We start from the raw sequence: 13,236 nt of genomic DNA, 5'->3' as shown, positions 1-13,236 counted from the left end.
GCCCACGGGTCGCCGCGGCCGGCCGCGATACACTGGCCCCGTCGAACCCCGGGGTGACACATGCTCGGTCCGGTCCGGTGGGTGGTCTGGGTGCTCGCCCGCGCCGTCCTCGCCCTCCGCTACCGCCTCGCCGTGACCGGCCTCGACGCCGCCCGCGGCCCCGGGCCGTTCTTCGTGATGCCGAACCACCCCGGGTTCTGCGAGCCGCCGAACGTCTTCGCGCACCTGTGGGCGCGGCTGAACTTCCGGCCGATGCTCCTCGAAACCCACTTCCAGAACCCGGCCCTCGCCCCGTTCGCCTGGCTGCTGCGGGCCATCCGCGTCCCCGACACCGCGCAGATCGGCGCCGAGACCCGCGACCGCGCCGCCGCCGCCGTGCAGACCGCCATCGACGCCCTGAAGGCCGGCGACAACGTCATCGTGTGGCCCAGCGGCCACCTCACCCACGACGGCCGCACCGACCTCGGCGGCGCCCGCGGCGCGGCCGACATCCTCGCCGCCGTGCCGAACGTCACCGTGCTGCTGGTCCGCACCCGCGGCCTGTGGGGGAGCCGCCTCAGCTGGGCGCGCGGCAAGCCGCACCTCGTCGCCGAGCTCCTCCGCGGCGTCGGCCTGCTGCTGGCGAACCTGCTGCTGTTCACCCCCCGGCGCCGCGGCACCATCACCGTCGAGGCGTTCCCGCCGGGGACGCGCCCCGAGCCGACGCGCGAGGCCGTCAACCGCTGGCTCGAAGACTGGTTCAACGCCGACACCGGCGGCAAGCCCGAGACGCCGACCTACGTCCCGTACCACTTCGCGGTCGGCCCGCGCACGTTCGAGTTCCCGCCGCCGAAGACTGCCGCCGGGCTCGACCTGTCGAAGGTGAAGCCGGCCACGAAGGAGGCCGTCGCCCACATCGTCGAGGAGCACCTGAAGCGGCCGCTCGACCCCGGCGAGAACGCCGCCGACACCACCTTCGCCCGGCTCGGCGTCGACTCGCTCGACGGCATGGAGATCACGCTGAAGGTGGAGCACCAGTTCGGCTTCACCGGCGACGCCGTGCCGACCACGCTCGGGCAGCTGTGGGCGCTCGCCGAAGGGCTCCTCGACCGCGCCCCGCCGAAGCCGCCGCCGGCCGCGTGGTTCAACCCCGCGACCAGCGCCGACCCCGTGGCCGTGGAGGGCGCCACCATCCCGGAGGCGGTCCTGACGCGCGCCTTCAAGCAGCGCCGTGACGTGATCCTCGCCGACGACCTCGCCGGCGGCGTCACGTACGAGCGCCTCGTCGTCGGGGCGTGGGCGATGAGCCGGCGGTTCGCCGAGTTGCCCTCGGCGAGCGTCGGCCTGCTGCTGCCGGCGTCCGTGGCCGGCGACACGGCGCTGCTGGCGATCATGCTCGCCGGCAAGCTCCCCGCGGTGCTGAACTGGACGACCGGCCCCGCCAACCTCGGCCACGCCGCGCAGGTGATGGGCCTCACCCACGTCGTCACGTCGAAGGCGTTCATCGACCGCACCCAGGTGCAGGTGCCGGGCACCGAGTTCATCTTCCTCGAACACCTGCGGGCGAAGATGGGGAAGGTCGAACTCCTGTCGCGGCTGCTGCGCGTCCGCTACTTCGGCGGTGCGGTGAAGCACCGGCTGCTGGCGAACGCCGCGGCCGACCCGCACAAGCCGGCGGTGGTGCTGTTCACCAGCGGCAGCGAGAAGGCGCCGAAGGCGGTGCCGCTGACGCACGACAACATCCTGAGCGTGCAGCGCGGCATCGCCGCGGTCGCGGACTTCACCCGCGCCGACTCGATCCTCGGCTTCCTGCCGCTGTTCCACAGCTTCGGCCTGTCCATCACCGGGCTGATGCCGCTGGTGCTGGGGCTGCGCGTCGTCCACCACCCGGACCCGACCGACTCGGCGGCGCTGGTCCGCAAGTGCGCCGGGTACCAGGCGACGATCGTGTTCGGCACGCCGACGTTCCTGGGGTTCCTGGCCGAGCGGGCGAAGCCGGGCGACTTCGACGCCCTGCGGCTGGTGGTGGCCGGGGCCGAGAAGGCGCCGCCGTCGCTGTTCGCGGCCTACGCCCGCGTCGCCCCGCGGGCCGAGGTGCTGGAGGGCTACGGCATCACCGAGTGCGCCCCCGTGGTGTCGGTGAACGTGCCGGGCCGGGTGAAGCCGGGGACGGTCGGCGACCCGATCCCCGGGGTGCGGGTGTGCGTGACCGACCTGGAGACGGACGCGGTGCTGCCGCAGGGCCAGCTGGGGATGCTGCTGGTGGGCGGCCCGACGATCTTCCCCGGCTACCTGGGGGAGGGCGCCGCGGACCCGTTCCGGGTGATCGCCGGCGAGCGGTGGTACGTGACGGGCGACCTGGCGGCGCTGGACCCGACGGGGGCGATCGTGTTCCACGGCCGGCTGAAGCGGTTCCTGAAGGCGGGCGGCGAGATGATCTCGCTGCCGGCGCTGGAGGAGCCGTTCACGCGCCGCTACCCGCCGACGGACGCCGGCCCGCGGGTGGCGGTGGAGGGGACGGACGGCGACGGCGGCCGGCAGGTGGTGCTGTTCACGACGGAGCCGCTGACGGTGCGGGAGGCGAACGCGATCCTGTCGGAGGAGGGCTTCCGCGGCGTGATGCGGCTGGACGAGGTGCGGCGGGTGGAGAGCCTGCCGGTGCTGGGCACCGGCAAGACGGACTACAAGCTCCTCCGGGCGCAGCTGGGGTGAGCGGCTTTCACTACCGCGGTTTCTGCCCAGGCTCGAATGAAACCAATTCGAGCGTGTCCCCGCCCTTTTCAACTTCCTTCACGACACCGACTCCGTTGGCGTACCAACGGGTTCGTGCCCCTCGCCCGAAGCCCTCCCGGATTGCATGGACGCGGACCGCCTCAAACTTGCCTGCCGGGACTTCGACGCGAGCAACAGGGCCTTGCACGAACTGAGCGGCGTAGTCAAAGCTACTCGAAGAAGTCGACAGGGTATATTGTACGACCCACTTATCATGCTGAAGGTAGGGGGTGCGGATCCAGGGGATCGGGGGGACACACTCAAATGGCCCTTGTTGATGCACCAAGAGCTGGCGGCCGTCCAACGAAACAATTTCCCAAATACCAGGTTCACCTTTCGTAGATCGATATGAGACTGTAACCAGATTCCCATGCTCCTTGTCGCTGACAATGTCCGTAACAACCATTGTCAACTTTTCGTCACTTCCCTTCACCCGATAGGTCCATTTGGTTCCTATCGTGTGCGGCAGTGTGAACGGGCGCGCGGCATCCGGGATTGGGGCCGCCAATAGTACGTAAACGCCCACCGAAAAACACACCACAGTGGTAACGATGAGTCGCATGGTAATGCCGATCCGTGGCTGGTTCAGGAAACTCGGATCGCCTTCGCCGCTCGCGTGGGACGAGAACCCGGGGGCAGGCGCCCCGGCTCGCCGGGCGAAACTTGATTGACGAATCCCGATTGCTGTCGGGTAGGTCACGCCAGACTCAGCAGGAACTCGGCCCGCTCCTTATCGATGACTTCCGTGCGCACCAGCAGGCGGACGGGGAACGGCTTGTCCGGCTCGGTCGCCGCCCAGCGGTCGGCAAGGTGCTTCAATGCGTCCGCCTGAACGAGTGCCACGTCCCAATTCGTCCGGGCCTTGTACTGGTTCGCCAGCCGGATCGACTGCGGCGTGAACGCCGGGCCGATGACCAAGAACCCGAGCGGCTTTAGCCCCACCTGCTGCTCTTTCCGCAGGTAGCTGTCGAACTGGCCGTCCAGGTGGTCCTGCAAGTTGACGGCGGCTTCGACCGACTTGCAGTCCCACAGGACACAGTTGTCGGCGTCCAGCCGCACCCGCCCGTCCGCGCGGTTCTCGGTCCGGCTCGGGTCGCACGTCGCCTTCAACTTGACCCCGAACAGGAACGCCGTTGCTGCCTCGAACAGGTGCTCGATGTCCAGGTCTTTGGTGATGACCTTCTTCGCCCGCAATTCGGCGTAGGACCGGCTCGCCAGCGCGACGTAGTCGCTGTACCACGCCTCACGCTCGTCCTTCGTCTGCCGCACCTCGAACGTCAGGTCGTCGTAGAACTCGACGATCCGGGCGATCAACTCGGCCTTCGCTCCGGACGACTTCAGCCCGAACGTGCCGCACATGGACGACAGTCGCTCCCGGTCCAACCCGCCGAGTACGGTCGTCGGGCGGAGGTCGCTGGCGACGATGCGGGCGATCAGGTCGGGCTTGTTGCCGGAGCGGTCGAGCCCGCGGGCGTCGAGCGCCGCCCACAGGTCCGGGAGGAGCAGCGCGTCGTGCGATAGGAGCCGGCGGTAGTTCACCACCTGGAGCTCCTGGCCGGCCCACTCCCGACACGTCGGTGCGACTTCGGCTGGGATCACGTCGTTGAGCTGGTTACTCTCGTCGCGGTAGCTCCAGACCACGCTTTGTCGCTGCAAGTCCTTGCGGGCGTCGTTGACCTCGTCGGGTGTGTGCAGTGCGCCCCCCGTCTTCGGAAACCGGCCGATGAGCGCGCTGATGACCCAGTGTTCCTCCAAGGGAATGCCCAGGTGCTTGCGGAGGACGGTAAGCAACCGGGCTTCGTCCGGCGAAATCTGCCCGTCGTTACTCCAGGCCGCGTCGAGAACGATTCGGTACGTGTCGAGCGAGTGCCACCGGTCCGGGTCGGCCTTGCGGAGTGCGGCGAGGTCAAACGCGGCCGCGCGCCCGGCCAGCGCCTTCTCGAACTCGATCACCTTGGCGTCGAGCCGGTTTTCGGGCAGCGTGTGCGTTTCCTCCTGAAGGAGGACGGCCAGAATCATCGCCTTGAGCTGTCCGCGGTTATAGTCCGGGTCGTGAGACGCGAGCGTGGCACGGACCCGCTCGGGATCAGCGAGTTTTGCGGCGTCGTCGCGCAGGATGCGGGTGAGGTCGTCGTCCTCCAACCCCCGGACGGACTGAAGGTAGCCGCCGAGTACGCGGAGTTTGGCCGTCTTGAGCATCAGCGGGGCGATGTCTTCGACCCGCGGGCACAGCGCACGCCGACCGCGGAGCCGAAGTTCGGGTGAGTCGAGCCGGGGCCGGCGGCGCCGCCTCCGCAACCGCGGTCCCGCCGTACCCGTCTCGGCAACGGCCGTGGTTTCCGCCCCGGGTGTGTCGCCGGCTTCCTCGAATTCCCACTCGCCTCCGTCCTCGTCCGGCTCCACGGACGCGTCATCTGGTGGGAACACCTCGAACAAGCGGTTGGTCTGTTCCGGGCCCGGCTCGGTCGGCTCTGGCATGGAATCGAGGGTCGGGTCCGTGGGCGACGACATGGGTATCTCGCAGAGAGGTGGCATCGTCAGGTTGCAAATCAGGTGCAGGCTACCACGCCCCGAGCGACCGCGCATAACGAAAAGGCGACAATCCTTGCCATGAAACCGCCTCTCATCGGGGGGCCTCTTCGCCTGACCCGGCGCTCACCGCTTCGCCCGGCCGGCGGCGCGGCATTCCAGGGGGTGGTCGGTCAGGATCGCGTCCACGCCTGCGGCCCGCGCCGCGTGCCAGTTCGCCACGTTGTGGCCGGCCACCTCCGGCCCCACCAGAAACACCTTCCGGCCCGCCGCGTGGGCCTTCGCCACCTCGCCCGCCGTCGGCACCCAGCGCACGTACACCCACGACGCCGACCCGTCCGCCAGCGCCGCCCCCAGCTTGTCCGCCGACGGGCACAGCACCGCACACGCCGCACCCGCGTCCGCCGCCTTCACGGCGTCGCGCACCGCCCGGCTCTCGATCGCCCGGCCGATGAACACCAGCTGCCGCAGCACGCCGTGCCGCACCGCCAGCTTCACCACGTCGGCCTCTACGTCCGGGTCCTTCAGGTCGATCGCCAGCAGCGTCGCGGTCTTTCGCGCCGCCACCCGCGCGAACACCGCGTCCAGCGTCGGCACCCGCTCGCCGGCGAACGCCGGGTCGAACCACGCCCCCGCGTCCAGCGCCTCGATCTCCCGCAGCGACAGCGCCGACACCTTTCCCTTGCCCGTGGTCGTGCGGTTCACCGTGTCGTCGTGGATGACCACGAGCTGGCCGTCGCGGGTGCGGCGGACGTCGAGTTCGATGTCGAGGCGGAGGGCGAGGCAGGCGTCGAAGTTGGCGAGCGTGTTCTCGGGGGCGTGCGTCAGAAGCCCGCGGTGGGCGAAGATGCGGGCGGGCGGCGCGGCGGGGTCGGCGGCGACGAGCGCGAGCGCGGCGGCGGCCAGGAGCAGGCGCGACATGGGAACCTCGGTCGGGAGAAAGGGTTGCGGCCGACGCGGTGGCGGCGAGTCGCCCGAACGGACTTTTTTATGAGTCGGTGACATGCTTCCGGGGATCGACCCCCCTCGGCCGGAAACAATGATTTCGGCCCGAGCGTGGTCAGACGCGCACCTCGCGCAGCCGACGGCTGATCTCCTCGATGGGGATGAGTTCGCCCTGCCCGGAGCCGGGGCAGGCGCGGACGGTGCGCTCCCAGTCGGCGGGGGTGTCGAGGTTGCTGTCCCAGAACGGCCACGTGCGGCACTGCGGCGGCCGGGCCGGGTACACGGTGCAGCCGCGGCCGCGCTCGAAGAACACGCAGTCGCCGTTGCTCTTTTCGCGGAGGGAGCGGCGGCCGCGGGCGCGGCGGGTGTGCAGGGCGGTGAACTCGGCGACCGGCTCGCCGCGGAAGGCGGCCAGGGCGGCGACGTCGGCGTCCGTCACCCACACGAACCCGGGCGCGCCGGTGCAGCAGTCGCCGCACTGGGTGCAGGTGAACCGGAGGCCGTTGTGGTACCAGGGCTCGTCGGCCATCGTCGCTCCGGGTGGTGGTCAGTTGATGCGGAAGGCGGTGAACACGCGGGCCGGCAGCGCGCCGTCGGGGTCGAGCTTCGGCCCCTCGACGCCGACGACGTACAGCCGCGGCCGCGGCCCGGTGGCGGCGAGCACGTAGCGTTCCACGCGGGTGCCGTGCGGCGTGGTCACCTCCACCTCGAAGCCGCGGCCGTAGGTGGTCTGCACGGTCTTCTTGCGGCCCTCGACGAGGGTGCCGCCGGCGTCCTTCACCCGCCGCGCGAGTTCGGCTTCGAGCGTGCCGAGGGTGCCGTCCTTGTCGTCGGCGAGCTTCTTCTGCCAGGCGGGGTCGAGGTCTTGCCAGGCGACCCACGCGCGAACGCCGCTGTACCACCCCGCCGCGGCGTACTCCTCGCCGCCCTTCGTCACCACGCTCTGCGGGTTGGGGGCGACCGCAGACGCGGTTGGGGCGGTGGGGAAGAGGCCGGTGCAGGAGCCGTCGGGGGCGGTGAACGCGACCCAGCCGGCGGTGCCGCCGCGGCCGGAGCGGTAGCCGAGGACCAGCATCGTGACGCCGGCGACGAGGATCATGGCGCCGACGACGAGGGCGAGTTCCTTCCACGACAGCTGCCGCCGGGGCGTGGGCGGCGCGACGGGCGCGGCCGCGGGGGCGATCGGTTCGGCGTCGTCGAGCGAGAGCGGTTCGGGCGTCGCGGCAGCGGGCGTGTCGGCGGCGACGGGCAGGGCGGGCGTGGGTTCGCGGCACCACGGGCAGGTCACGTCCGTACCGGCGGCGGCCGGCGGCACCTGGAACAGCTTCCCGCACCGCAGGCAGGCGACCGGCACGAACATAAACTCCCCCGAATTCCGGCGAGCCGGCGGTGTGAGCCGCCGGGTGGTCCGGTGCCGACGTGGTCCGACTCGCCACCCGGCGGCTCATGCCGCCGGTTCGCCGCCCCGCAGGCCCGCCAACTCCGCCGTCAGGTTCGCCCGCGCCGGGACGTCGCCCTCCTGGTGCGCCAGGTCCGTCCAGAACAGCCGCGGTCGTGCCAGGAAGCGCTTCAGTACCGCCGCCCGGCCCGCGCGGTACTCCGCCTCCGGCACCCACGCGTACTCCGCGCGGATGGCCCCGGCGTAGCGGGCGTAGCGCTCCGGGGCCGCGCCAAGAATCGCCAGGTCGGCGTCGAGCAGGATCATCGTGTCGCGGTCGGGCGGCGGTCGGTCGTCGGTCAGGTGCGCCGTCGCGCGGATCAGCCGACCCACGCGGTCGAGCGCGTCGCGCGGCACGCCGAGCGGGCCGAGCAGCGTCGCGGCCAGTTCGGCGCTGCGCTCCTCGTTGTCGGCGGCGCGGGGGTCGTAGACGGCGTCGTGGAACCAGATCGCCAGCTGCACCGGGGCTGGGTCGTCGGTGATGGCCGTGAGCCGGGCCGCGACGCGGAACATCTCGGCGAGGTGTTCCAAATTGTGGTAGTGCCGGTCGGGCGCGGAGTACGCTGACGCCAGCAGGTCGAACACCGGGTAGGCGGCGGCCGCGGTCACGCGGTAGCCGTCGAGCAGCCTCGCCCACGCCTGTTGAAGTGCGGCGTGGCGTTCGGGGGAGACCATGCGCGTCCTGGTGATGGGCCGGCGGCTTGCCCCGGGCGGCCGGCCGCGGGTATAGTTTAAGCACCACGTCCGCCCCCGGCGACTTCCCGGAGCCCCCATGCCCGCGCCCCCGGGAGCCGCCCGCCGCACCGGCGTCGGCCTCGGCCTGCTGCTCGCGGTCGGGTTGTTCGCCGCCGGCGTCGAACTCGCCCGCCGCTCCGCCGGCTGGTTCCGCCCCGGCGCCGTCGCCCCGTTCCGCGTCGTCGTCCCCACGGGTGATGCCGTCGTGCGCCGCGGCGAGCCCGTCACCCTGTCCGCGTACCTCGACCCGACCGCCGCCGACGTGCCGCTGCCCGGCGTCGTCGAGCTGGTGACCCGCGCCGCGCCGGGCGAGCCCGAGACGCGCCGCCGCATGACGCCCGACGCCGCCACCGGCGCGGCCGTGGTCGTGCTGCCGGCGCCGGCCGCCGACTTCGAGTACCGCGTGGAAGCCGGCCCGGCCGCGAGCGAGTGGTACGCCGTTCGCGTCGCCGACCCGGTGGACCTGGCCCCTGGCACCGCCGTCGACCTGACGCCGCCCGCCTACGCCGCCGCGACCGTGAAGCCGCGCGCGCAGCCCGGCTTCGCCGACCTGGACGCGCTGGCCGGCAGCACGGCCGCGGTCCGCCTCCGCTTCACCCGCCCGGCCGCGACCGCGGCGCTGGAGTGGAAGCCCGACGCGCCCTCGGCACTGCCCGAGACGCTGCCCGTGGCGCTCGACGCCGACGCGCTCGGCGGCTCGGCGACGTTCCCGGTGCGCGAGCCCGGCGTGCTGCGGCTCGTGCTGGCGAACGAGACCGGCGCGCGGAAACTGCGGACCGAGGTGCCGGTGCGCGTGCGGCCGCGGCCCGACGAGCCGCCGCGGTTCGCGTCCGTCGCCGGCTTCTCGAACGGCCGTCGCGCCGTGCTCCCCGGTCAGCGCGTCGAAATCAGCTTGACCGTCACCGACGACGTGGCCGTGACCGGCGCCGAGCTGGAAGTGGCCGCCGGGAAGGGGTTCGCCTCCGTCACGCGGCTGCCGTTCCCGCTGACCGGCGCCGGCACGCCGACCGCGGAGGGGCGGCTCACCTTCGACCCGACGGCGCTCGCCGGCGTGACCGGGCAGGGGAACGGCGCCGGCATCCTGCGCGTGCGGCTCCGCGCCGCCGACGCCCGGCCCGGCGGCGCCCCCGCGGCGCTCCCCGACGACGGCTGGCACGAGTGGCACGTCACGCCGCTGGCCCCGCCGCTGGACGAGCAGGAGACGTTCGGCCCGTACCACGCCGTGGCCGAGCGGACGGGGGCGGCGCAGAAGCAACTCGCGGAGGCGCGCGGGGTGCTGGCGCCGGTCCTCGACGCCCGGCCGACGAAGGGCGGGTTGCCGGTCGATCACGCCGCTCGGCTGGCCGACGCCCGCGCGAAGGTGCAGGCGGCCGCCGCGGCGCTCCGCGCCGGCGCCGCCGAGGCCGAGCGCTACCCGGGCACGAAGGCGTGGGCGGCGTCGTACCGCGACGCGGCGGCGACTGTCGTGGCGGAGGCGGACGACTTCCTGCGACGGGCCGCGACCGACGACCCGGCCGTCCGCCTGGAGGCGCTCACCGCCTTCGCCCTCCGCCAGCGGCAGGCCGTGCTGTTGATCGGCAACCTCGCCGCAGCACACCACCGGGCCACCCGCGCCCGGCTGGACGCCGACCGCCTCGCCGCCCTCGCCGTCGCCTACGCCGCACTCGCCGACCGCGCCGCGACGGGCGCCGACGCGGCCGCCGAGCGCACGCGCCTCGCCGCCCGCTTCGACGCGATCCTCGCCGACAGCGAGGACCTGCGCGCGGCCGTGGCCGCGTCCGCCGGCGCCGAGCGGCGCGACCTCGCTCGCCGCGCCGAGGCGCTGGCCGCCGCCGCCCGCGACCTCGACGCCGTCGCCGACCGCCTCGCCGCCGACGTGCGCGCTGCCGTGTGCGCAGAGCTGGCCGCGGCGCAGGCGGCGCTGTCGGAGCGGGCCGTGGCGACGCTCGACCGGCTCGGCACCGCGGCCCGGCTGACCCGCGTCACGCTCCCCGACCCGGCCGGCTTCCGCGCCGCCGGCGAGCACCTGGCCGGTGACCGCGGCGCCGCGGCGTTGACCGAGCTGGAGAAGCTGGCCCAGGCTCTCGACCGCGCCGCGGAAGGCTTCGCCCGGCCGGCGTTCGACCCGGCCGACGGGAAGGCCGTCGCCCGCGCCCTCATCCCGTGGCAGGACGACATCCGCGCCCGCGCCGCCGGATTCCCAACGATCACCGACGCTGCGAAGGCCGCGCTTCGAACCGAACAGCGTGCGCTGCTCGCGGCCGCCGCGCGGCTCAACCTGCCGGCCGATCCCGTGCTGGCGCCGCTCCGCGACGAGGTGCGCGTTCACCTCGCCACCGCGGTCACCCGGTTGGACGCCGACCCGAAGGCGGCGCCGCAGCCGATGCAGCTGGCGGCCGGTGCGCTGGCCCGTCTCGCCGACGCGACCCCCAGCGCGGCCGAGCGCCGCAAGCGCGGCGTTGCCGAGCTCGAACGCCTCCGCGCCGAGCACGAGGCGGCCGCCGTCGGCGTGGAGGGCGTGCTCCGCGGGTTCGACCGACAGACGCCCGACGAATCGGTCCGGCGAGAGTTCGCCACACAGGTCGGCCCGCCGCTGGAGCAGTACGAGCCGCTCGCTGACCGCCTCGCGGCACTGGACCTGCCCGGATTCGAGGCCCGCCGCGCCGCCGCCGTCGAGGCCGTCCGCACGGCCGCGGCCGACCTCCGCGCCGGACTGCCGCTCGACGGCGCGGCGGCGCTCGCGGCCGCGCGGCGGGCGCTGGACCGATTCGCCGAGAGCGTCAACGGCCAGCAGCCGGTGGACGCGCTGGCCGCCGAACTGGCCCGCCTTCAGGCCGAACTGGTGGTTCGCCCCGACCCCGCGGCGCAGGCCGGCATCACGGAGCGGCTGACCCGGCTGTCGGCGCCCGAGGCGGCGGTGCTGCTGCACGACGCCCGCGAGACGCCGAAGGACGCCCGCCGCGCCGCCGAGGTGCTTGCGGCGCTGGCCGACCGGCTCGCGGGCCGGCGGACGGACGCGGACCGGCTGCTGACGTTCACCGCCGCGCGGGCGCGGGCCGCGGCGGTGGCGAAGGCGAAGGCCGGTCAGCCGGCGAGCCCGACGTCCGACGACGAGCGGCGGCAACTCGGCCGCGAGGCGAAGGAACTGGAGCACGTCCGCGTCGGCGCGGCGGGGCAGGTGTTGAAGCGGCGGGCGCTCGACGCCTACGCGCGCCTCGCGGCGCTCGCCGGCCCCGACCGCGACGCCGCGGGTCAGGCGCAGCTGTCGGAACTGCTTGGCAAACTGGCGGCGGCGTCCGCGGGCGTAGCCGACGTGCGCCGACCCGATCCACCTCCCGAGCCGGACCCGGCCGCGGACTACCTGCCGTCGCCGCAGCTGGCTGCACGTCTGAACGGGTTGGCAGCTGAACAACGGGGCGTGCGCGACCGGGCGAAGGGTGTGGGGGATGTCGTCAAGGAGCGGCTGCGGCCGGCCGACGCGACGGCGTTCGACGAACTGGAGCGCCGACTCCGAGAGTCCGGTGCCGGGCCGGCGGCGGACCGGCTGCACGTCGGCGACGCCCGCACGGCGCTGCTCGTGCTGCCGGCCGATTCCGCGCTGAAGGCGGAGGTGCGGGCGCTGACGACGAACGCCGCGGCGGCGCGGCAAGGGGCGCGGGCGCGGGAGCTGGCCCGCGACGCCGACGCCCTGGCGGCGGCGGTGGCCGCGACCGACCAGCCGGCCGCCGTCCGCTCCGCGGCCGAGTTCGCCCGCCAGGCCGCGCGATCGCTCACGACTGCGGCCGAGCGAACGGACGCGGCGGACGTCGTCGGTTCGGACCGGGCGCGGGGCGAGGCTGTGCGGGCGCTGGAGCGGGTGCCGCGCGAGTTGCGCGGAACGGAGCCGGTGGGGCCGGACGCGGGACCGGGCCGGGCGGTGCGAGCGGCGGCGACCGCGGTGCGCGGCGGCGATTTGAGGCGTGCGGCGGCGGCGCTCGCGGAGGCGGCGCGGGCCGCGGCGCCCTGACGCCGCCCGCCGCTTACTCCGCCCGCGGGGCGCCCGGGAGCGTTGACCGACCAGCGACGGTCATCTTGCCGTCGGCCGCCTCGAACGTCAGCACCTGCGTCGGCGGCGTCAGCGGCTGGTCGGCGAAGAACTTGAACAGGCCGACCGGGTTCCCCTCGTGCCGGTACCACGTCACGTCGATGTTCCACTCCCGCGCCGCCTCCGACACCTTGTCCAGGATGCTCTGCGTCCCCAGCGGCAGCCGGCCGGCGCGCAGCTCGCACACCTCCACCGCCGCCAGGTTGCTCTCGCCCGCCACCAGCCACACCCGGAACTCCACCCACACCACCGAGCTCCAGAACCCGTGCCCGTAGCGGAAGCCGACCTTCACCCGGTCGCCGTCCACGGCCACCCGCGGCGAGTGCAGCTTCTCCGGCAGCACCGATCCGTACCCGTCGCGGTCGCACATGTGCTCGGCGAAGAAGGCGTTCAGCTCGGCGGCGGTGAACGTGTCGCCCCACACCTCTTTCGAGCGAATCTCGTTCTTGAAGTCGAGCAGCCGCGTCGGCAGGCGGGCGGCGCGCTCGCGCGTCTCCCAGTCGGCGGGGGCGCCGGCGCGGGCGTAGAACTCGGGCTCGGCGCGGGCGGTCAGCACCGCCGCCCCGGCCGCGGCCGACAGCCCGCCGACGAGCAGGAGCAGGGCCAACAGCTTCGACCGTCGGCGCATACCGGTCCCTCCGTGGGCCGGCGGCATACCACCGGCGGCGGGGCGGGTCAACCGCGCTGTCCGCGGGCGGCCCGGGCTCAAGCCCCGGGCCGGGTTTCCCCCGCGGGGGGGCGCCGGCTACACTGG

8 protein-coding genes are annotated in these 13,236 nt (G+C 73.6%); 2 read left to right on the top strand and 6 right to left on the bottom strand.

Annotation, left to right across the window (positions count from 1 at the left end; translation table 11 throughout):
• Window positions 1-60 precede the first annotated feature (60 nt).
• Complete coding sequence (locus tag ETAA1_RS26785) at window positions 61-2,691, top strand: AMP-binding protein (protein ID WP_145243703.1); 2,631 nt, start codon at window positions 61-63, stop codon at window positions 2,689-2,691.
• 756 nt (window positions 2,692-3,447) lie between these two features.
• On the opposite strand, the gene ETAA1_RS26780 is transcribed toward ETAA1_RS26785, so the two are convergent.
• The 5 genes from ETAA1_RS26780 to ETAA1_RS26755 form a co-directional block, all read right to left on the bottom strand.
• Window positions 3,448-5,262: an SAP domain-containing protein gene (locus tag ETAA1_RS26780; protein ID WP_145243702.1), complete on the bottom strand. Its 1,815-nt coding sequence runs from the start codon at window positions 5,260-5,262 to the stop codon at window positions 3,448-3,450.
• A 144-nt stretch (window positions 5,263-5,406) separates the two neighbouring features.
• Entirely contained in the window at window positions 5,407-6,201 is a 795-nt protein-coding gene (locus tag ETAA1_RS33575; RefSeq protein ID WP_261341997.1) for a glycerophosphodiester phosphodiesterase, read from the bottom strand.
• Window positions 6,202-6,340: 139 nt separating this feature from the next.
• Window positions 6,341-6,754, bottom strand: coding sequence for a YkgJ family cysteine cluster protein (locus ETAA1_RS26770; protein WP_145243701.1), 414 nt, complete (start codon window positions 6,752-6,754; stop codon window positions 6,341-6,343).
• Window positions 6,755-6,772: 18 nt separating this feature from the next.
• On the bottom strand, window positions 6,773-7,585 hold the full coding sequence (locus ETAA1_RS26760) for a nucleoside/nucleotide kinase family protein (RefSeq protein WP_145243700.1): 813 nt from the start codon (window positions 7,583-7,585) through the stop codon (window positions 6,773-6,775).
• Window positions 7,586-7,669: 84 nt separating this feature from the next.
• Entirely contained in the window at window positions 7,670-8,338 is a 669-nt protein-coding gene (locus ETAA1_RS26755; RefSeq protein WP_145243699.1) for an HD domain-containing protein, read from the bottom strand.
• 97 nt (window positions 8,339-8,435) lie between these two features.
• Between ETAA1_RS26755 and ETAA1_RS26750 the strand changes: the two genes are divergently transcribed.
• Window positions 8,436-12,404, top strand: a complete 3,969-nt coding sequence (locus ETAA1_RS26750; protein ID WP_145243698.1) for a hypothetical protein — start codon at window positions 8,436-8,438, stop codon at window positions 12,402-12,404.
• A gap of 13 nt (window positions 12,405-12,417) precedes the next feature.
• On the opposite strand, the gene ETAA1_RS26745 is transcribed toward ETAA1_RS26750, so the two are convergent.
• A complete protein-coding gene (locus tag ETAA1_RS26745; protein WP_145243697.1) occupies window positions 12,418-13,110 on the bottom strand; it encodes a hypothetical protein in 693 nt (230 codons plus the stop codon).
• Between the last annotated feature and the right edge of the window lie 126 nt (window positions 13,111-13,236).

The organism is Urbifossiella limnaea (genome assembly GCF_007747215.1).
In the GTDB taxonomy this organism is placed as follows: Bacteria; Planctomycetota; Planctomycetia; order Gemmatales; family Gemmataceae; genus Urbifossiella; species Urbifossiella limnaea.
Note: the sequence above shows the minus strand (reverse complement) of the source record. Positions and strands in the feature narration are given on the sequence as shown.